Annotated in this window: 16 protein-coding genes and 1 tRNA gene; 11 read left to right on the forward strand and 6 right to left on the reverse strand. The window is 67.8% G+C overall.

Features of this window, described 5'->3' with window-relative positions:
* Positions 1-2: 2 nt before the first annotated feature.
* Genes ACO2RV_RS10260 through ACO2RV_RS10270 form a run of 3 tightly spaced genes read right to left on the reverse strand, consistent with a single transcriptional unit; the run spans position 3 to position 3819 of the window.
* Positions 3-1469 carry a nickel-dependent hydrogenase large subunit gene (locus ACO2RV_RS10260; protein ID WP_423292505.1) on the reverse strand — a complete coding sequence of 489 codons (1467 nt, stop codon included), beginning with the start codon at positions 1467-1469 and terminating at the stop codon, positions 3-5.
* Positions 1466-2470 (reverse strand): HupU protein, encoded by a 1005-nt coding sequence (locus ACO2RV_RS10265; protein WP_423292507.1) that lies wholly within the window; start codon positions 2468-2470, stop codon positions 1466-1468. Before ACO2RV_RS10265 ends, ACO2RV_RS10260 begins: the two co-directional genes overlap by 4 nt.
* A 2-nt stretch (positions 2471-2472) precedes the next feature.
* Positions 2473-3819: a sensor histidine kinase gene (locus tag ACO2RV_RS10270; RefSeq protein WP_423292509.1), complete on the reverse strand. Its 1347-nt coding sequence runs from the start codon at positions 3817-3819 to the stop codon at positions 2473-2475.
* Positions 3820-4058: 239 nt separating this feature from the next.
* Between ACO2RV_RS10270 and ACO2RV_RS10275 the strand changes: the two genes are divergently transcribed.
* The 11 genes from ACO2RV_RS10275 to ACO2RV_RS10325 all read left to right on the forward strand — a co-directional run bounded on the left by ACO2RV_RS10275 (position 4059) and on the right by ACO2RV_RS10325 (position 17473).
* Entirely contained in the window at positions 4059-4790 is a 732-nt protein-coding gene (locus tag ACO2RV_RS10275) for a lysophospholipid acyltransferase family protein (RefSeq protein WP_423292511.1), read from the forward strand.
* Positions 4787-6016 (forward strand): NAD(P)/FAD-dependent oxidoreductase, encoded by a 1230-nt coding sequence (locus ACO2RV_RS10280; RefSeq protein WP_423292513.1) that lies wholly within the window; start codon positions 4787-4789, stop codon positions 6014-6016. The genes ACO2RV_RS10275 and ACO2RV_RS10280 overlap by 4 nt, the downstream gene beginning before the upstream one ends.
* 69 nt (positions 6017-6085) lie before the next feature.
* Positions 6086-6994: a LysR substrate-binding domain-containing protein gene (locus ACO2RV_RS10285; protein ID WP_423292515.1), complete on the forward strand. Its 909-nt coding sequence runs from the start codon at positions 6086-6088 to the stop codon at positions 6992-6994.
* 136 nt (positions 6995-7130) lie between these two features.
* Positions 7131-8294 (forward strand): ABC transporter substrate-binding protein, encoded by a 1164-nt coding sequence (locus ACO2RV_RS10290; protein ID WP_423292517.1) that lies wholly within the window; start codon positions 7131-7133, stop codon positions 8292-8294.
* A gap of 221 nt (positions 8295-8515) precedes the next feature.
* Positions 8516-9556, forward strand: coding sequence for an ABC transporter ATP-binding protein (locus ACO2RV_RS10295; RefSeq protein ID WP_423292519.1), 1041 nt, complete (start codon positions 8516-8518; stop codon positions 9554-9556).
* Positions 9553-10500, forward strand: coding sequence for an ABC transporter permease (locus ACO2RV_RS10300; RefSeq protein ID WP_423292521.1), 948 nt, complete (start codon positions 9553-9555; stop codon positions 10498-10500). Before ACO2RV_RS10295 ends, ACO2RV_RS10300 begins: the two co-directional genes overlap by 4 nt.
* Positions 10501-10659: 159 nt before the next feature.
* On the forward strand, positions 10660-11460 hold the full coding sequence (locus tag ACO2RV_RS10305) for an ABC transporter permease (protein ID WP_423292523.1): 801 nt from the start codon (positions 10660-10662) through the stop codon (positions 11458-11460).
* Positions 11461-11470: 10 nt separating this feature from the next.
* Positions 11471-12922: a gamma-aminobutyraldehyde dehydrogenase gene (locus ACO2RV_RS10310; protein ID WP_423292525.1), complete on the forward strand. Its 1452-nt coding sequence runs from the start codon at positions 11471-11473 to the stop codon at positions 12920-12922.
* A 329-nt stretch (positions 12923-13251) separates the two neighbouring features.
* A complete protein-coding gene (locus tag ACO2RV_RS10315; protein ID WP_423292527.1) occupies positions 13252-14205 on the forward strand; it encodes an efflux RND transporter periplasmic adaptor subunit in 954 nt (317 codons plus the stop codon).
* A 12-nt stretch (positions 14206-14217) separates the two neighbouring features.
* The gene (locus tag ACO2RV_RS10320; RefSeq protein WP_423292529.1) at positions 14218-17292 is read left to right on the forward strand and encodes an efflux RND transporter permease subunit; all 3075 of its coding nucleotides are present in this window, start codon (positions 14218-14220) and stop codon (positions 17290-17292) included.
* Between the two features lie 107 nt (positions 17293-17399).
* Positions 17400-17473, forward strand: a tRNA-Gly gene (locus tag ACO2RV_RS10325).
* Positions 17474-17560: 87 nt separating this feature from the next.
* Here the strand turns inward: ACO2RV_RS10325 and ACO2RV_RS10330 are convergent.
* Genes ACO2RV_RS10330 through ACO2RV_RS10340 form a run of 3 tightly spaced genes read right to left on the reverse strand, consistent with a single transcriptional unit; the run spans position 17561 to position 19404 of the window.
* Entirely contained in the window at positions 17561-18805 is a 1245-nt protein-coding gene (locus ACO2RV_RS10330) for an integrase (protein WP_423292531.1), read from the reverse strand.
* The gene (locus ACO2RV_RS10335) at positions 18792-19055 is read right to left on the reverse strand and encodes a hypothetical protein (protein ID WP_423292533.1); all 264 of its coding nucleotides are present in this window, start codon (positions 19053-19055) and stop codon (positions 18792-18794) included. Before ACO2RV_RS10335 ends, ACO2RV_RS10330 begins: the two co-directional genes overlap by 14 nt.
* Before the next feature lie 13 nt (positions 19056-19068).
* Complete coding sequence (locus ACO2RV_RS10340) at positions 19069-19404, reverse strand: DUF2190 family protein (protein ID WP_423292535.1); 336 nt, start codon at positions 19402-19404, stop codon at positions 19069-19071.

Genomic DNA, 19404 nt, shown 5'->3' on the forward strand with positions numbered 1-19404 from the left:
GCTCAGTGCACCGTGCACACCATGCACGGGTCGAAGGAGCGCACGATGTGCTGCACCGCCACCGGCGTGGTCTCGCCCTGCCGCACCGGCGCGCCCACCAGTGCCGCCTCCAGCGGTCCCGGCACGCCGGCGGCGTCGCGCGGCGAGAAGTTCCAGGTGGTCGGCGCGATGATCTGGTAGCCGGCGATGCGCCCGTTCTCGACCCGCAGCCAGTGGCCCAGCGCCCCGCGCGCCGCCTCGGTCAGCCCGGCGGCGCGGCCTTCGCGCGGCACATGCCCTTGCGCGCACCAGGGCGCGCCCGGCTCCAGCCGCCGCACCCAGTCCTCCATGGCGAGCAGCGTGCGCGCCGTCTCAACAAGGCGGGCCAGCACGCGCGTGAACACGCTGCCGCCGCCCGCGGCGACCAGCGCGCGGATCAGCGGCTGGCCATCCACCAGCTGCCGCGCCACCGCGCCGGTCTCGAAGGGCAGGCCGGCGAGGCGCGGCGCCTTGCACCAGCTGTAGCCGGCCTCGTCCGCCGCATCGGGAAAGGTGAAGCCGTCGAACGGATGATGCGCCCGCCAGCGCCCCTCCATCCGGGCATTGGTATGGTCCTCGGCGATGGCGTCGGTGTCGAGCCCGCCCGGCCCTTCCGGCGTGAGGATGCCGCGCGCATAGAGCGGGCCGTCCGCGCCGGGATAGGCGCCATAGCTGAGATAGCGGTCATAGGCGCGGCCGAGGCCGGCGAGGTCGAGATCCTCGGCGATGGCGAGGAACAGCGCGAGGTCGCTGTCGTTCCCGGCCAGCGCGGCCAGCTCCTCCGGTGCGGACAGGGCGGCGATGCGTTCGAGCGAGGTGCCGAACAGCTTTTCCTCCAGCGCCTGCCGGCTCGCGCCGAGCGTCGCCATCAGCCGCATCTTGTCGCGCGCATCCGCGCCGCGCGTCACCCCGCCGGGCTGGATGGCAAGGGTGTGCGGCCAGCGCCCGGCGAGCAGGCCGAGCACATGCAGCAGCGTGGTCCGCGTCGTCAGCGCCGCCCGCACGGAGGTGCCCTGCGCCGCCTTGAAGCGCGCCTCGGCGCGCGCGAACCACGGGCGGTCGGCATAGATGGCGCGCGCGAAGTCCGGCATGAAGAAGACGTGGAAATGCGTCAGGTGATCGGCGACGTTCTCGGTGGCGACGAGAAGATTGGTGGCGAGGGTCCCGTTCGCCGTCGGCGAAATGCCCTGCACCCCGGCCAGCGCCAGCGCGGCGGCATGGGACTGCGACACCGAGCAGATGCCGCAGATGCGCGGGGCGATCACCAGCGCGTCGCGCGGGTCGCGCCCTTCGAGGATGCGCTCGAAGCCGCGGAACAGGGGAGAGGAGACATAGGCGGCCTGCACCTCGCCGCCGGTGATCTCCAGCCGCACTTCGAGGTCGCCCTCGACCCGGTTGAACGGGCCGACGACCAGCCGCCGCGTGCCTTCCTGCGCTTCCGCCACGCTCATCGCCGTCCGGTATCGCGCACGGCCGGCGGCGTCACCACGTGATCGCTGGTGGCGTTGCGGCGCAGCCGCTCGGGCGTCGCCGCCTTGGCGAGCGAGGACAGCGCGACGAACCACGCCTTCGGCATGTCGGTCGGCAGGCCGATGGGGATGCCGGCGAGCTTGGGCGTCTCCAGGAAGGCGTGGCCGGGCTCCTCGAATTCCGGCGCGGTGCAGTTGATGCAGGCGTAGCCGCCGCGCGTGCAGGAGCCTTCGCCGTTCCACAGCCTTGTGTTGCAGTCGGCATGCGCCTGGGTGCCGACGCAGCCCAGATGCTCCATCATGCAGCCGAGGTCGGAGAGCTTCTCCGCGCTCGCCTTGTACTCGTAATATTCGTTGCGCGGGCAGCCATGGTGCACCAGCTGGTCGGCATAGGAGCGGGGCCGACCATAGACGTCGAGATCCTCCGTGCCGAGCAGCCCCGCCGCCAGCAGCATCAGCGTCTCGGTGATCCAGTTCGGGTGGGTCGGGCAGCCCGCGATGTTGATGACCGGCAGGCCGGAGCGCGAGCGGAACCCCGCGCCGAGCGCGCCGCCGGGCCGCCGCCCGTCATATTGCAGGCCGCAGGCGTCGGTCGGGTTCACCCCTGCCGCCGTCACCCCGCCATAGGCCGCGCAGGTGCCGACGGCGACCACGTGCTGCGCCAGCCCCGCCAGCCGGCGCACCCATTCGATGGTCGGCACGCCGGTGCCGGCGAGAATATGGAAGCGCCCGGTATTGTTCGGTCCGCGCAGCATGGCGCCCTCGACGCAGAGCGCATCGAGGCGCAGCTCGCCCGACAGCACCTGCTCGAACAAAGCGAGCGCCTCCGCGCCTGTCTCCTCCGACAGCGTCGGGTGCCAGAGAAAGCGGATATCGGCGCTGGCGAGCGTGGCGGCGAGGTCGGGCGCCTCGGCGCAGAGCAGCGACATGGTGCAGCCGCCGCAGCCGCCGGACTGGATCCACAGCACGTTGAAGCCCGGCATGTTCAGCCCTCCCGCGCTGCCGGCAGGCGCAGCGTCATCACCGCCCCGCCCTCGGGATGGTTGCCCGCCTCCAGCACGCCGCCGTGCTCCTGCACGATGCGGTAGCTGATCGACAGGCCGAGCCCGGTGCCCTTGCCGACCGGCTTGGTGGTGAAGAACGGATCGAAGATGCGGGTGGCGATCTCCGGGTCGATGCCGGGCCCGGTGTCGCGCAGCATCAGCACCACCTCGTCGCTGCTCCCGCTCCCGGTGATCTCCAGCCGGCGCACCGGCCGGTCCTCCATGGCGTCGACGGCGTTCTGCACGAGATTCATCAGCACCTGGTGGACATGGCCGGGATGGCCGACCGCCTCCAGCCCTTCCGGCACGTCGACCAGGGTCTCGATTTCCGACGCCCGCGCCTTCGCCACCCAGTCGAGGGCCGAGCGCGCCAGCGCGGCGAGGTCGAACACCTCGCGCACCTCGCGCCGGTCGGAGGAAAAGCGGCGCAGGTCCGCGACGACGTCGCGCACACGCTCGGCGCCCTCCAGCATGCCGTCGAGCGTGCCCTCCATATTGGCCAGCGTGTGCTGGATCTTCAGCTCCTCGCGCAGCCGGGCGAGCGTCGCCGCGTCCGCGCCGCGTTCGACCGCGTCGACATAGGCGGTCAACCGCGCGCTGTAGCGGCGCAGCGTGTGGGCATTGCCGTAGACGAAGGAAATCGGGTTGTTGAGTTCATGGGCGACGCCGGCCACCAGTCGGCCGAGGGAGGCCATCTTCTCGGAATGGACGAGCTGCTGCTGCGCCTGCTTCAGGCGTTCATGCGCCGCCTCAAGGTCGCTATAGGCCTTGCGCAATTCGCCGATCGGCCGACAGACCAGCACGAGGCCGACCGATCTGCCGCGGGAATCGAAGCGTACCGCGCCATTGGCGGAGACCGGGAAGGGGCCCTCCGGGGTGCGGAAGACCAGTTCGCGGTCGCTGATGCGGGCCCGCCGCTCGACCGCGTCGCGCAGATGGTGGAAATGCGCGGGCGATTCCTCGGCCAGCAATTCCTCGAAGGGAAGCCGGGCGAGATCGCCGGGCGGGCGCCCGAAGGCGCGCTCAGCAGAGAGGTTCACCTGTTCGATCCGGCCCGACAGGTCGCAGGCGATGAGGATATCCGTCATCGAGGCCATCAGCCCGGCGATGAAGGTCTGCGCCTCTTCAAGCTCGGCGTTCTTCTGCTCGACCGCCACCTGCTGGGTCAGCAGCTCGGCATAGGTCTCGTCCATCTTGCGGATGACGGCGATCCAGGCTTCGTCCGCCTCGTCGGCCGGTCGCGGCAGCGGCTTTCCGTAGCGCAGCGCGGTTTCCGCGTCTTCCCGCATGCTCGGCGTCCATCCCGGCATCCGAAGGACTCCTGATCGTCCCCGGCCCCGCGCCAACAGTAGAGCGGCGGCGGCGGAACGGCAACGCATGCCGTGACGAGCGCCGCCGCGTGCGTCCGGCATCCGTGTTCTTCGGCCCCGGCGGCCCTCCCTCCGCGCTGCCCGATCTGCTAGACCGATCTCCGTTACCCGAGAATCCACCCTCCCGAAGAATCCGCGCCCCGAAAACCCGTCCCGCGATGTCCCGCCTGCGCTCCTCCCTCTTTCTTCTGCTGCTGGTCCTGTGGACGCTGCTGCTGGCGCCGACCATTCCCTATTACGCGCTGCGCAACGAGCCGAAGACCACCCGCCGCTTTTCGCGCCTCTGGGCCGACGGCGTACTGGCGATCCTGCGTCTCGTCGGCGTCTCGGTCCGGATCATCGGCGAGGAAAACCGCCCGGCCGGGCCGGTGCTCTACATCGCCAACCACCAGTCGACCTTCGAGACCATCGCCGCCGCCCGGCTGGTGCCGGACGTGGCCATCGTGCTGAAGAAGGAACTGTACAAGATCCCGGTGTTCGGCTGGTTCCTGAAGCACTCGCCGATGATCGCCATCGACCGTGCCGGCGGGGGGGTTGCGGCGAAGAAGATGTTCCGCGAGGGGCGCGCGGCGGCGGAGGAGGGGCGCAGCCTGCTCATCTTTCCCGAAGGCACCCGCCAGCCCGTGGACAAGCGCGCCGATTTCCAGCGCGGCGTGCTGCTGCTCTACAAGGCGCTCGGCCTGCCGGTGGTGCCGATGGTGAACAATGCCGGGCTGTTCTGGCCGGCGCGCAGCTTCACCATTCATCCCGGCGAGATCACCGTCTCGCTGCTGCCACCCATTCCGCCCGGCCTGCCCGATGCCGAGTTCATGGCGCGGATCACCAAGGCGATCTATGACGAGCGCGACCGGCTGGTGGCGCTGGCGCGTGAAGAGGCGAGTGCAGCATGAGCGAAGTGGCGGACGGCATCGTTATCGTCGGCGCGGGGCAGGGCGGCTTTCAGGCCGCCGCGTCGTTGCGTGAGGCCGGCTATCAGGGCCGGGTCACCCTCGTCGGCGCGGAGCCGGGCCTGCCCTATCAGCGCCCGCCGCTGTCCAAGGCCTATATGAAGGGCGATGCGGGCATCGAGCAGATCGAGCTGCGCCCCGCCGCCTTCTATGCCGATCACCGGATCGAGCTCGTGCATGGCCGCGCCGCCGCGATCGACCGCTTCGAGCGCCGCCTCGCGCTCGAAAATGGCCGGGTGCTCGGCTACGACCATCTCATCCTCGCCACCGGCGCGCGCAACCGGCCGCTGCCGGTGCCGGGCCGCGAGCTTGCCGGCGTTTATTACCTGCGCACGCGCGAGGATGCGGACGCGCTGAAGGCCGATCTGGCCGGCGCCCGCAACGTGGTGGTGATCGGCGCCGGTTTCATCGGGCTGGAATTTGCCGCCGTGGCCCGCGCGCTCGGGCATCCCGTGACGGTGATCGAGGCGGCGATGCGCCCGCTCGGCCGCGCGGTGTCGCCGGAAATGTCGGCCTTTTTCGTCGAGGCGCATGAGGCCATGGGCACGCGGCTGCTGCTCGGCGCCGGCGTCGTCGGACTGGAAGGCGAGGGCGGCCGCGTCACCGGCGTCAAGACCACCGACGGCACCGTGCATCCCGCCGATTTCGTGCTGGTCGGCATCGGCGTGGTGCCGAATGTCGAGCTCGCCGCCGGGGCCGGGCTGGAGGTGGCGAACGGCATCGTGGTCGACGCGCATCTGGCGACCAGGGATCCCGCCATCTCGGCACTGGGCGACGCGGTGGCCTATCCCAGCCGCTTCGCCGGCGGGATGGCGCGGCTGGAATCGGTGCAGAACGCGGTCGACCAGGCGCGCTGCCTCGCCGGCCGGCTGACCGGCAAGCCCGCCCCGTTCGAGGCGGTGCCGTGGTTCTGGAGCGATCAGGCCGACCTGAAGCTGCAAATGGTCGGCCTCACCGGCCCGACCGATCTCGCCGTGCTGCGCGGCGCCCCCGCCTCCCGCCGTTTCTCGGTGTTCCGCTTCCGCGAGGGTGTGCTGACTGCCATCGAGAGCGTCAACCGCCCGGCCGATCACATGCTCGGCCGGCGCCTGCTCGCCGGCGCGCCGACGCTCACCCCCGCGCAGGCGGGCGACGAGAGCTTCGAGCTGAAGAGCCTGCTGGGCCGCTGACCCCGACGATCGGTGCGGGGACATGGCGTGTGTTACCATCGGAAAACCCGTCTCATCACGGAAGCTCCGATGGCCTTCTCCCTGCGCCAGCTGCACTACTTCATCGCCGTCGCGGAGAAGGGCTCTGTGTCCTCCGCCGCGCAAACGCTGTCGATCTCACAGTCGACGGTGACCGAGGCGCTGCGCCAGTTGGAGCTCGATCTCGGCTTCCAACTGCTGGACCGGCACGCCCGCGGCGCCGACCTCACGCTCAAGGGCCACCATTTCCTGCGCCATGCGCGGAAAATCCTGTCCGACGTCGCCGACGCCCGGCGCGCGCTGGTGGGCTCGGAGACGGCGGCGCTGGCGGGGCGGCTCTCGGTCGGCGTCACGCCGCTGGTGGCCGGCTACATCTATCCCGACCTCATCGCCCGCTTCCGCCGTGCCTTCCCCGGTGTGGCGGTGGAAGCCGTCGAGGACGCGGCGGATTATCTCGAGCATCTGCTCGTCGGCGGCGAGCTGGATGTGGCGGTAATGGTGCTGCCGCCGGGCCGGCGCTCGGCCGCGTTGCAGACGGAAGCCGTCGAAATCTCGCCCTATCGCGTGTGGATGCCGCTCGGCCACCCCGCGCTGGCCGAGGAGCGGGTCAGCCTTACCGATCTCTCGGCCGAGCCGCATGTGCTGCTGACCATCGACGAGATCGCGGAGGCGTCGGAGATCGTCTGGCGCCGGCTCGGCATCCGCCCGCCGGTGGCCTTCCGCACCCGCTCGGTGGAATCGGTGCGCTCGCTCGTGGCGACCGGCGCCGGCGTCGCGGTGCTGCCGGACCTGACCTATCGCCCGTGGTCGCTGGAAGGCGACAAGATCGAGGCGCGCACGCTGATCGACGACGTGCCGGCGGTGGAGGTGGCGACCGCGTGGCGGCGCGGCTCGCCGCTCTCCCCCGCTGCCGCCGGCTTCGTCTCGGTCGCCGCGACCCGGCATGGGCGGACCAAGTAGCGGGTTCGCGCTCGGCAAATGCCCATCGGTTTTTCCGATGGCTGGCTTCTGATCTTTGGTGTGGCGCGAGGCCGGACGCAGCGGCACACTGGTTTTCAAAGGGCCGAAAGCGCCCGCAGACCAGAGGGAAAACACCATGCGCACCCGCTACCTGCATCTGCCGGCGCTCGTCGCCTGCGCCTCATTCAGCCTGCAACCTGTTGTCGCTGCTGAACTCACAAGCCTCGGACCGGGCGAAGGCCAGGTCGATATCGTAGCGTGGCCGGGCTATATCGAGCGCGGCGAGACCGACAAGGCCTATGACTGGGTCTCGGATTTCGAGAAGAAGACCGGCTGCAAGGTCAATGTGAAGACCGCGGGCACCTCCGACGAGATGGTGGCGCTGATGAACGAGGGCGGCTTCGACCTCGTGACCGCGAGCGGCGACGCCTCGCTGCGCCTCATCGCCGGCAAGAAGGTCGCTCCCATCAACACCAAGCTGATCCCCAGCTGGGGCACGGTCGACGAGCGGCTGCAGAACTCGCCATGGCACACGGTGAACGGCGTGCATTACGGCGTGCCCTATCAGTGGGGCTCCAACGTGCTGATGTACAACACGGAGGCTTTCAAGGGCGAGGCGCCCAAGAGCTGGAACGTGGTGTTCGAGGAGCAGACGCTGCCGGACGGCAAGTCCAACAAGGGTCGCGTGCAGGCGTTCGACGGCCCGATCTACATCGCCGATGCGGCGCTCTATCTGATGGCGCACAAGCCCGAGCTCGGCATCAAGGACCCTTACGAGCTGACCGAGGAACAGTACAAGGCGGCGCTCGACCTCCTGCGCGGCCAGCGCAAGATTGTGCAGCGCTACTGGCACGACGCCATGATCCAGATCGACGACTTCACCAATGAGGGCGTCGTCGCCTCGTCCTCCTGGCCGTTCCAGGTCAACCTCTTGCAGAGCCAGAAGAAGCCGATCGCCTCCACCATCCCCACGGAGGGCGCCACCGGCTGGGCCGACACCACCATGATGCATGTCGACGCCAAGAACCCCAACTGCGCCTATATGTGGATGGAGCACTCCATCAGCCCCAAGGTGCAGGGCGATCTCGCCGCATGGTTCGGCTCGGTGCCGTCCGTCCCCGCCGCCTGCAAGGGCAACGAGCTGCTGACCGACGCGGGCTGCAAGACCAACGGCGCCGAGGAGTTCGAGAAGATCCACTTCTGGCGCACCCCGGTCGCCAAATGCGCCACCCAGGCCGCCGGCTGCGTACCTTATTACCGCTGGGTGTCAGACTACATCGCCGTGCTCGGCGGGCGCTAGTCGCCGTCCCACTCCTTTCCACTGCTGGGGAGGGGGGCCTTCGGCGGAGTCCTGCGCTGGATCCGGGATCGGCGTTCGCCTGCGGCGGCACTTGTCCGGGACATGAGTTCCTCCCTCTGTTTCCCGGACAAGCTGCGCGAAGCGCAGCGCCGATCCGGGACCCAGCGCAAAGCCCCGCGCAGCGTCGATATCTCTCACCGCCCTCGTCGGATTGCCTTCTCATGCCCGTCTCTGACCCCGCGCCCACAACTCCTGCCGTCCGCTTTGCCGGCGTGACCCGGCATTTCGGGGCCGTGAAGGCGGTGGACGGCGTGGACCTGTCCATCGCGCCGGGCGAGTTCTTCGCCATGCTCGGCCCCTCCGGCTCCGGCAAGACGACGTGCCTGCGCCTCATCGCCGGTTTCGAGCAGCCCGATGCCGGACGGATCGAGATCTTCGGCGAGAGCGTGGAGAGGCTGCCGCCCTATCGGCGGGCGGTGAACACCGTGTTCCAGGATTACGCGCTGTTTCCCCATCTCTCGGTCGGCGACAATGTCGCCTATGGCTTGCGCGTGCGCGGCGTCGGCCGTGCCGAGCGGGACCGGCTGGCGCGCGAGGCGCTCACCATGGTGAAGCTCACGGGGCTGGAGGCGCGCCGGCCGGCGCAGCTTTCCGGCGGCCAGCGCCAGCGCGTGGCGCTGGCCCGCGCATTGGTGGTGCGGCCCAAGGTGCTGCTGCTGGACGAGCCGCTGGGCGCGCTCGACCTCAAGTTGCGCGAGGAAATGCAGGGCGAACTGAAAAGCCTGCAACGTGCGCTCGGCCTCTCCTTCGTCTTTGTCACCCACGACCAGAGCGAGGCGCTGTCCATGGCGGACCGCGTTGCCGTGTTCAATGAAGGGCGGATCGTGCAGGTCGGTCCGCCCGAGGAGGTCTATGAGCGCCCGGCGACCCGCTTCGTCGCCCAGTTCGTCGGCTCGGCCAACGTGCTCGGCGCGGCGCAGGCGCTCGCGCTCGGCGGGGCGGAGCGCCCCTCCAGCCTGCGACCGGAGAAAATCCTCCTGCTGTCGCCCGGCGCGCAGGTGCCGGAGGCGGCCGTGCTGATCGAGGGCATCGTCGAGGACGTTTCCTATCAGGGCCCGGTGCGCCGCGTAGTGGTGCGCAGCGCTGCCGGCCTCCTTCTGGTCGCGGCGGTGCCGGCCAGCGCCAGCAATGTGGCGGCGGGCCATGCGGTACGGCTCGCCATTCCCCGTGCGGCGTTGCAGCCGATGGAGAGCGAGGGATGAGCCTTTCCACGCTCGATCTTGCGCCGCCACGCGAAAACCTGCTCCGACACCTGTCGGACCTGCTGGTGCGCCGCGCGCGGCTGCTGACGCTGCTGCTCATCGTGCCGCCGCTGCTCTGGCTCGGCCTCGTCTATCTCGGTAGCCTGTTCGTCTTCCTCGGCCAATCGATTTTTTCGATAGACGAGTTCTCCGGCACCATCGTGCGCGAGCCGACCACGGCGACGTTGCTCGAACTTTTCCGCCCGGCCAATTACGACATCGTACTGCGCACGGTCGGCATCGCCGCCGTCGTCACGGGGCTCTGCGCCATCATCGCCTTTCCCATCGCCTATTACGCCGCTCGCTATGCCGGCCCGCGCGTGAAGGCCGGGTTCTACCTCGCGGTGATGATGCCGCTGTGGTCGAGCTATCTGGTCAAGGTCTATGGCTGGAAGCTGCTGCTGGCCAAGGAAGGCGCCATCGGCTGGTTCGCCGGCCAATTCGGCCTCGGCGGCGCACTGGAAGCCTGGCTCGATCTGCCCATTGTGGGCGGGCCCTCGCTCTCGGTCAGCTATACCGGCATGGTGCTGACCTTCACCTATCTCTGGCTGCCCTTCATGATACTGCCGGTGCAGGCGGCGCTGGAGCGGGTGCCGCCGCATCTCATCGAGGCGGCGGGCGATCTCGGCGCCTCGCCGCGCCTCGTCTTCCGCACGGTGATCCTGCCGCTGGCCATGCCGGGCGTGGTGGCGGGGGCGATCTTCACCTTCTCGCTCACGCTGGGCGACTACATCGTGCCGCAGATCATCGGTACCTCGGCGCTGGTGCTGGGGCAGGCGGTGTACACGCTGCAGGGCACGGCGGGGAACATCCCGCTGGCAGCCGCCTTCTCGCTGGTGCCGATCCTGGTCATGGCGCTGTTTCTCACGCTCGCCAAGCGGACGGGAGCGTTCGATGCGCTGTGAGGGAGCGACTCTTCGGCCGAAACTCCCTCTCCCCGTGGGGGAGAGGGGTGGGGTGAGGGGGGCCTGCGCTCGACCGTCTAACGCTGTCGCCCCTCACCCGGCCCTGCGGGCCGACCTCTCCCTCACGGGAAGAGGTGAAGAAAAGGAGAGCGTGGTTCCATGACGCGCGCTCCTCTCACCCTCAAGATCGCCGCGCTGGGAGGCCTCGCCTTCCTGCACGTGCCGCTCCTGTTCATCCTGCTCTACTGCTTCACCACGGAAGAGAAGAGCTACGCCTTTCCCCCGCCCGGCCTCACGGTGAAATGGTTCGCCGTTGTGTGGGGGCGGGCGGACATCTGGGCGGCCGTCGGCCTGTCGCTGAAGGTCGCGCTCATCGCCACCGCCATCGCGCTGGTGCTCGGCACGCTGGCGGCCGGCGCGCTGGCGCGGGCGAGGTTCTTCGGCCGCGAGCCGATCTCGCTCTTGTTCGTGCTGCCGATCGCGCTGCCCGGCATCGTCACCGGCATCGCGCTGCGCCAGGCCTTCGGGCTGATGGAAATACCCTTTTCCTTCTGGACCATCGTGCTCGGCCACGCGACCTTCTGCATCGTCGTCGTCTACAACAATGCGGTCGCCCGCCTGCGTCGTCTGTCGCCTTCGCTGATCGAGGCCTCGATGGACCTCGGCGCGGATGCCTTCCAGACCTTCCGGCTGGTGGTGCTGCCGAATATCGGCACCGCATTGCTGGCCGGCGGCATGCTGGCCTTCGCGCTGAGCTTCGACGAAGTCATCGTCACCACCTTCACCGCCGGCCAGCAGTCCACCCTGCCGATCTGGATGCTGTCCGAACTCATCCGCCCACGGCAGCGACCGGTGACCAATGTCGTCGCCGTCCTCGTCATCCTCGTGACCTTCCTGCCGATCCTCGCCGCCTATTACCTCACGCGTGAGGGTGAGGCGGTTGCCGGCTCAGGCAAATAGGAGACGCCTCATGACCAGCCCTTCCGACACCAAGATGCTCATCGGCGCCGAATTCGTCGGCGGCACCGAGACGCCCGAGAACGTGCTCAACCCGAAGACCGAGGACACGCTGATCGAGCTGCCGGAGGCCTCCGCCGACCAGATCGACGCGGCGGTGAACGCGGCGTCGGAAGCGTTTCGTAACTGGTCGCGCACCACGCCGGTGGAGCGCTCCTATCTCCTGCTCAAGCTGGCGGACCGCATCGAGGCCGAGGCGGAATCCTTCGCCACGCTGGAAGCGCTGAACTGCGGCAAACCCCGCCATGCGGTACTGAACGACGAGATTCCCGGAGTCGTCGACTGCTTCCGCTTCTTCGCCGGCGCGGCGCGGACCCAGCACGGCATGGTGGCGGGCGAATATCTCGCCGGCCATACCTCGATGATCCGTCGCGATCCGATCGGCGTCGTCGCCTCCATCGCACCGTGGAACTACCCGCTGATGATGGCGGCGTGGAAGCTGGCCCCGGCGTTGGCGGGCGGCAATACGGTCGTCATCAAGCCGTCCGAACAGACGCCGCTCAGCTTGCTCAAGCTGGCCAGGATCATCGCCGAGCTGTTTCCGGCGGGCGTCGTCAACGTCGTCGTCGGGCGCGGCGAGAGCGTCGGCAATGCGCTGATCAACCATCCCAAGGTGGCGATGGTCTCGCTCACCGGCGACATCGCCACCGGCAAGAAGGTGCTCGCCGCCGCCGCCAAGACGGTGAAGCGCACGCATCTGGAACTCGGCGGCAAGGCGCCGGTCATCGTGTTCGACGATGCCGACATCGCGGCGGTGGTCGAGGGGGTGAAGACCTTCGGCTACTACAATGCCGGGCAGGACTGCACTGCCGCCTGCCGCATCTATGCCGGCAGCAAGGTCTATGAGAAGCTGGTCGCCGACGTCGCCTCCGCGGTGTCCGGCCTGAAATTCGGGCAGGCGGACGACACGCTGAACGATATCGGCCCTCTGATTTCGGCTCGCCAGCGCGCCCGCGTCGCCTCCTTCGTCGAGCGTGCCTCTGAGGTGGCTCATATCGAGATCGCCACCGGCGGCAAGCTGGCGGGTGGCGCGGGTTCCGGCAAGGGCTTCTTCTATGAGCCGACCGTGGTCGCCGGGGCCTTGCAGAGCGACGAGATCGTGCGCCGCGAGGTGTTCGGACCGGTGGTGTCCGTCACCCGCTTCGACGATGTCGACGAGGCGGTCGGCTGGGCGAACGACAGCGACTACGGTCTCGCTTCCTCGGTCTGGACGAGGGACGTGGCCAGGGGCATGGCGACGGCCGCCCGGCTGCAATATGGCTGCACTTGGGTGAACTGCCACTTCATGCTGGTCAGCGAGATGCCGCATGGCGGCCTCAAGCAGTCCGGCTATGGCAAGGACCTTTCGGCCTATGCGCTGGAAGACTACACCGTCGTCCGTCACGTGATGGTGAAGAACGCCTGATAGGCCCCGTCCTTGCTCGCGAATGTTGGCAGCGGCCGGTTGGGATTATTCTATAAAAGGAATATGCTACCGGCCGCGATCCGCGGCGGGCGAATGTGACAAAGAATTAAGTTGGAACTTCCCGCCGCATCTGTTGTCTCGAAGACTGGATTTCTCTGCTTCGGGTCCAACTAGGCGAGTACCTTATGCGACGCGGTATCGGCATTTTGTTGGGTGTGGCTGTACTGGCTGGCGCGGGAATGGTCGCGCAGCAGAAGGGATGGCTCGCCAGCGGTGTCGCGTTACTGGAAGGCGAAGCCCGCGCTGCCCAGGAGCCGCGGCCCGTCCGCGTGGCCGTCGAAGTCGCGACGGCGCGCCAGACGCAGGTGACGACCGACATTCGCTCCATCGGCAGCCTCCAGTCCGACGAGTCGGTGAAGGTCGCCTCGGAAGTCGCCGGGCGCATACAGGAGATCGGCTTCCGCGAGGGCGAGCACGTCAAGCAGGGTGACGTGCTGATCCAGCTCGACGCCGCGCTGGTGAAGGCCTCGATGGACGAGACCGAGGCCCGCATGGACCTCGCACGGGCCAATTACGACCGTGCCCAGCGGTTGCAGCAGTCCGGCTCGGGCACCGCGCGGGCGCTGGACGAGGCGCGCGCCGAACTGAACACCTCGAACGCCCTGCTGGATTCGCAGCGCGTACAGATTTCCAAGCACACCATCACCGCGCCCTTCGACGGCGTGGTCGGCCTGCGCTCGGTCTCCGTCGGCGCCTATATCGCGGTCGGCACCGAACTGGTGAACCTTGAGAAGATCGACCTGCTCAAGGTCGATTTCAAGATTCCGGAAACCCAGCTCGGCAATGTGGCTGCGGGCCAGTCGGTCGAGATCACCGTCGACGCGCTGCCGAACCGCACATTCGTCGGTGAAGTCTACGCCATCGATCCGCTGGTCGACGTGAACGGACGGGCGCTGAGCGTCCGCGCCCGCCTACCCAACGCCGACCTCGTGCTGCGGCCGGGCCTGTTCGTGCGTGTTGTCCTCAAGGGGCGCGACACGCGCAGCGCCGTGTTCGTGCCCGAAAGCGCGGTCGTGCCGCGCGGGCAGGAGCGCCTTGTCTGGGTCGTCGAGGACGGCAAGGCTGTCGAGAAGCGGGTTCAGCTCGGCCAGCGTGGAGCCGGCGAGGTCGAGGTCGTCAACGGCATCGCGCCCGGCACGACCGTCGTGACGGCGGGGCAGGGGCGGCTGAGGCCCAATGTCGCCGTCGAGATCGTGAGTGCGCCCGCGCAGCCGCAGAGCTGAGGAGGTAGCGCCATGGGTATCTCCGAAATCTGCATCCGCCGCCCGGTCTTTGCCACCGTGCTCAGCCTGCTGATGGTGCTGGTCGGCATCGTCGCCTATACGCGCCTCACCGTTCGCGAATATCCCAATATCGACGAGCCCGTCGTCTCGGTGGTGACGACGTATACCGGTGCCTCCGCGACCATCGTCGAAAGTCAGGTGACGCAGGTCCTAGAAGGCTCCATCGCCGGCATCGAGGGCATCGACGTCCTCGAATCGACCAGCCGCTCGGAATCCAGTCGCATCACCGTGCGTTTCCGCTCGGAGATCAATCCGGACGTCGCCGCCAGCGATGTCCGCGATCGCGTCAGCCGGGTGCGCCAGCGCCTGCCGGATGAGATCGACGAGCCGGTCATCTCCAAGGTGGAGGCCGACGCGCAGCCGGTGGTTTTCGTCGTTTTCCGCTCGGACCGGATGAACGGGCTGGAACTGACGGACTATATCGACCGCTACGTGGTCGATCGCTTCAAGAACCTGACCGGCGTGGCCGATGTGCAGATCTATGGCGAGCGGCGCTATGCGATGCGGGTGTGGATTGATCGCGAGCGCCTGGCGGCCTACGCGTTGACCGTGCAGGACATCGAAGATGCGCTGCGGGCGCAGAATGTCGAGATACCCTCCGGCCGCATCGAAAGCGCCGATCGCGAGTTCACCGTGCTCTCGCGCACCGCGCTCGCCACCGTCGACCAGTTCAACGACATCATCGTCAAGCGGGCGAATGGCGCGCAGGTGCGTCTCGCCGATGTGGCCAAGGTCGAGCTCGGCGCCGCCGACGAGCGGCGCTCCAGCCGCTTCAACGGCGGTCAGTCGATCATCGTCGGCATCATCAAGCAGGCGGTGGCCAACCCCCTCGATGTTTCGGCGGGCGTGCGCGGTGTGCTGCCGGCGGTGAACGAGAGCCTGCCCGAGGGCATGAGCGCCACCATCGGCAACGACAATGCCGTGTTCATCGACCGCTCGATCAAGTCGGTGTTCCACGCCATCTTCGAGGCGATCGTACTGGTGGTGCTGGTGATCGTGGTGTTCCTGCGCTCGTTCCGCGCCTCGATCATCCCGATCGTCACCATTCCGATCTCGCTGATCACCACCTTCGCCATCATGTATGTGCTGGGCTTCAGCGTGAATACGCTGACGCTGCTTGCCATCGTGCTTGCCATCGGCCTCGTGGTCGACGACGCCATCGTGGTGCTGGAAAACATCTTCCGGCACATCGAGCACGGCATGAAGCCCATTCCCGCCGCCATCAAGGGGGCGCGCGAGATCGGCTTCGCCGTGGTGGCGATGACGCTGACGCTGGCGGCGGTCTATGCGCCGGTCGCCTTCGCCTCGGGGCGTACGGGGCGGCTGTTCCTCGAATTCGCGCTGACGCTTGCCGGCGCGGTGCTCATTTCCGGCTTCATCGCCCTCTCGCTGACACCGATGATGTGCTCGCGCCTGCTCAAGCACGAGCCAAACCCAGGTCGTGTCTCGGCCTTCGTCGAGCGCTGCCTTCGCGGGCTGGAGAACGGCTACCGACGCTTCCTCACCTTCACGCTGAAGGTGCGCCCGCTCGTGCTGCTGGTGGCGCTGCTGGTCGCGGGTGCGAGCGGCATCCTCCTCTATGCACTGCCCTCAGAGCTTTCGCCGGTGGAGGATCGCGGTGTGGTGCGCGTGACGGGCAGCGGCCCGGAGGGCTCCACGCTGGCCTATACCTCCCGCTACACCAATCAGGTGGAGGGCATTCTCGAGAAGATCCCGGAGATGGACAGCGTGCTGATCATCAACGGCATGCCCGAGGTGCACCGCTTTCTGGTGATCGGTCGGCTGAAGGACTGGGACGAGCGCGGGCGCCGCCAGCAGGAGATCGTCCGGGCGACCTCGCCGCAGCTGCGCAAGATCGCCGGCGTGAACGCCTATGCCAACAACCCGCCCTCGCTTGGCGCGTCGAACAACTCCAGGCCGATCGAGTTCGTGCTGCAGACCTCCGGCACCTATGAGGAACTAAATGAGTATGTCGACCGGTTCCTCAACCGCATCCAGGACTATCCCGGCCTCGCCAGCATCGAGAGCGACCTCAAGCTCAACAAGCCGGAGATTTCCATCACCATCGATCGCTCCAAGGCGGCCGATCTCGGCATCGACGTGGCGGTGCTCGGCCGCACACTGGAAAGCCTGCTCGGCGGCCGGCAGGTGACGCGTTTCGAGGTCGGCGGCGAGCAGTACGACGTCTATGTCCAGCTCGACGCGCATGACCGGGCCTCGCCGGCGACGCTCGATACCATCTATCTGCGCTCGGCGAGCGGGCAGATGGTGCAGCTGTCCAACCTCGTGAATGTGCGCGAGACGGTGGCGCCGCAGGAACTCAAGCGCTTCAACCAGCTGCGCTCGGCCACCATCTCCGGCAACCTCGCGCCCGGCTTTGCGCAGGGCGAGGCGCTCGCTTTCCTCGATCAGGCGGCGCGCGAGGTGCTGCCGCAAACGGTGCAGACCGACGTTTCCGGCCAGAGCCGCGAATTCCGCGCCGCCGGCCAGAGCCTCGTCCTGGTGTTCATCCTGGCGCTGGGCTTCATCTATCTCGTGCTGTCGGCGCAGTTCGAGAGTTTTCGCGATCCGGTGATCATCATGCTCACCGTGCCGCTGTCGATGACCGGCGCGCTGGCGGCGCTCTATTTCAGCGGCGGTACGCTCAACGTCTATTCGCAGATCGGCCTCGTCACCCTGGTCGGCCTCATCACCAAGCACGGCATCCTCATCGTCGAGTTCGCCAACCAGCAGCAGGAGGCCGGGCTCGACCGGCTGTCGGCGGTGATCGAGGCGGCGACGCTGCGTCTGCGGCCGATCCTGATGACCACGGGCGCCATGGTGCTCGGCGCCGTGCCGCTGGCCCTCGCCGAGGGCGCCGGCGCGGAAAGCCGCTCGCAGATCGGTTGGGTCATCGTCGGCGGCATGAGCCTCGGCACGCTGCTCACCTTGTTCGTGGTGCCCACCGTCTATTCGCTGATCGGGCGCATCCACCATGTCGCCCATGGCGAGATCGCGCCCGGCCTCGTCCACACGCCGGCGGAATGAGACGCCGGCGGGGCATCGCACCGCGACGATATCGTGCACGGTTGTGAAAGTGTGGCCGCAGGGGCTTGAAACGGGCCCTGCCACGCCTCTAAGGTGCGCACGCCCGAGCGGGCGTAGTTCAATGGTAGAACGGCAGCTTCCCAAGCTGCATACGAGGGTTCGATTCCCTTCGCCCGCTCCAGCGCAACCCGTTGAAAATAAACGGTTTTGCCGGTCTACCGCTGAACTACGCGTTCCCCACGTTCCCTATCGCGTTCCCCATGTCTGTTTACGACTCGTTCCGGCCGGCGCGATGCGCCTGTCGAAGCTCTGCAACTTTTCGGCTCTTGCCCACAGCACCACGCGAATAGCGGGCCGTAGTCGAAGCCTGCGTATGGCCGATAGCACCGCGAATCTCGTCGAGATCGGCGCCGGCGTCCTCGGCTTCGGTGATGGCGCCCGCACGGGCGTCCATGTTCCAAACCTCGTCTGGAATACCAGCCGCGCGAGCGATCACTCGCCATTCACGGGCATAGGCATCCTTGGCGTAGGGGCGGCCGGCGTTCTCATCGATGACCAGCGGTCCAACCTTCGCTTCGGCCGGCACCTTAGCCAGCAGCTCCAGCGTCATCGGGCAGAGTGAGAGATCGTGTGAGACGAGAGCGCCCGTCTTCGTGGTCTCCTTGGTGAAGACGGCTTCGCCTGTCACGTCAGCCCAGGTGAGGCCGTTAGCCCAGCGCAGCATGCGCCGGCCGCGCTTCCCCTTGAGCATGATGCCGCCGATCTCGGAGCGCGCGATGTGCGGCTCCCACTCGCCGATAACGTCCTTCTGCCGCATGCCGGTCTCAAACTGGAGTGCCGTGCCGATCGCGAGGGAGAGGCGACCGGCCTCGATCGCTTTCGGTATGAAGGCCTCGACATGGTTGCGCTCCAGCCGAACGCGGCGTCGCTTTGGCTGCTTGAAACGCGTGGCATCAAGGATGGCCGCGAGGCGGGTGCACCCCGCATGCTCGGCGGCGATGCCGTACGAGAATAGCCGCCGGAACATGCTGATAATGCCGTGTGCCTTACGGACGCGTTCCGGCCCGTCCGGCTGGCGCGGTTTCTTCGTCTCGTCATACCAGCGCCTGAAGTCGGCGAGGGCGAGATTAGACAGAACGCGCTTCCCGAAGGCGCGGTCGATCAGTCGCAGAACCTGATCGTAGGTTTCACGCGTGTTGTGTTTCAGCTCGAAATAGGGCGAGGCCTCGTCGGTCTGGTAGAGCCGCACGAGGCTGGAAACGGTTCCATCGAACGGCCGGCGGCTCTGCCGGTGCCCGGCGCGCCATGCGAACATTTCAGCCTGCAGCTTTCGGCAAGCGGCTTCGATCAGAGCCCGCTGGCGCGGATCGTCGAGGCGGTAGTGCAGACGAACCGTTTCCGGCAAGTAGCCCGCCTTGCGGATATCGGAACGAGCGACCCAGTAGAGTCGCGCCGTTCCGTCCTTGTTCCGCCGGACCTTGAGGCCCGGCGCGTCGAGCTCATCGGAGTGCATCTAGGTTCTCCTCTCCATCAGGTTGAGACGCCTGAACGGTAGAGAGACCGTAACGATGATGCCAGAAGGCATGCACGGCCGGCCAAAAGCGGCCGCCCATGATGGGATCTACGCGCGGGAGCCCCTCACGCTCAAGCATGAGCGACTTCGCCGCCCACGCCTTCGGATCCTGGCTGAGACGCCGCGCGATCTCGGTCTCAGAGGGAAAGAGGCCCTGATCTTGAACCGATGCGATCTTGCGGGCGGCCATATACCGTCCTCCCTCAGACCGTGACGCCGTTGAGCCGCACGCGGCCGATGGCGGAGGGGTTGGCGGCGGCGGCGAGTGCGACGCCGATCAGGCTGTTGCCGCTCGCGGTCGTGGTGGCTACGCCGTTCGCCGCATCCCAATAGACCTTGGCGCCGAGCGTCCACGCCTGGGCCGAAGTCTTCGGAAGATCGAACACGCCACGCGTGGCGAGCTGCACGGGGGCGCCTTCGACGGCAGAATGATCGGCAATACCGAAGAGCGAACCGATGATGACGCCACCACCGGAGACGACGCCGCCGGCCGGGGCCGTCACGGGCACCACATTGCCGGTCTGGATGAAGTTCTTCAT

This window comes from Ancylobacter sp. VNQ12 (genome assembly GCF_049445835.1).
Taxonomy (GTDB): domain Bacteria; phylum Pseudomonadota; class Alphaproteobacteria; order Rhizobiales; family Xanthobacteraceae; genus Ancylobacter.

Bases quoted from the DNA above. Each gene is read 5' to 3' on its own strand.
- ACO2RV_RS10310 (WP_423292525.1), top strand. From the start codon at position 11,471: ATGACCAGCCCTTCCGACACCAAGATGCTCATCGGCGCCGAATTCGTC.
- ACO2RV_RS10260 (WP_423292505.1), bottom strand. From the start codon at position 1,469: ATGAGCGTGGCGGAAGCGCAGGAAGGCACGCGGCGGCTGGTCGTCGGC.
- ACO2RV_RS10320 (WP_423292529.1), top strand. From the start codon at position 14,218: ATGGGTATCTCCGAAATCTGCATCCGCCGCCCGGTCTTTGCCACCGTG.
- ACO2RV_RS10265 (WP_423292507.1), bottom strand. From the start codon at position 2,470: ATGCCGGGCTTCAACGTGCTGTGGATCCAGTCCGGCGGCTGCGGCGGC.
- ACO2RV_RS10330 (WP_423292531.1), bottom strand. From the start codon at position 18,805: ATGCACTCCGATGAGCTCGACGCGCCGGGCCTCAAGGTCCGGCGGAAC.
- ACO2RV_RS10305 (WP_423292523.1), top strand. From the start codon at position 10,660: ATGACGCGCGCTCCTCTCACCCTCAAGATCGCCGCGCTGGGAGGCCTC.
- ACO2RV_RS10280 (WP_423292513.1), top strand. From the start codon at position 4,787: ATGAGCGAAGTGGCGGACGGCATCGTTATCGTCGGCGCGGGGCAGGGC.
- ACO2RV_RS10290 (WP_423292517.1), top strand. From the start codon at position 7,131: ATGCGCACCCGCTACCTGCATCTGCCGGCGCTCGTCGCCTGCGCCTCA.
- ACO2RV_RS10275 (WP_423292511.1), top strand. From the start codon at position 4,059: ATGTCCCGCCTGCGCTCCTCCCTCTTTCTTCTGCTGCTGGTCCTGTGG.
- ACO2RV_RS10285 (WP_423292515.1), top strand. From the start codon at position 6,086: ATGGCCTTCTCCCTGCGCCAGCTGCACTACTTCATCGCCGTCGCGGAG.
- ACO2RV_RS10300 (WP_423292521.1), top strand. From the start codon at position 9,553: ATGAGCCTTTCCACGCTCGATCTTGCGCCGCCACGCGAAAACCTGCTC.
- ACO2RV_RS10270 (WP_423292509.1), bottom strand. From the start codon at position 3,819: ATGCGGGAAGACGCGGAAACCGCGCTGCGCTACGGAAAGCCGCTGCCG.
- ACO2RV_RS10295 (WP_423292519.1), top strand. From the start codon at position 8,516: ATGCCCGTCTCTGACCCCGCGCCCACAACTCCTGCCGTCCGCTTTGCC.
- ACO2RV_RS10335 (WP_423292533.1), bottom strand. From the start codon at position 19,055: ATGGCCGCCCGCAAGATCGCATCGGTTCAAGATCAGGGCCTCTTTCCC.
- ACO2RV_RS10340 (WP_423292535.1), bottom strand. From the start codon at position 19,404: ATGAAGAACTTCATCCAGACCGGCAATGTGGTGCCCGTGACGGCCCCG.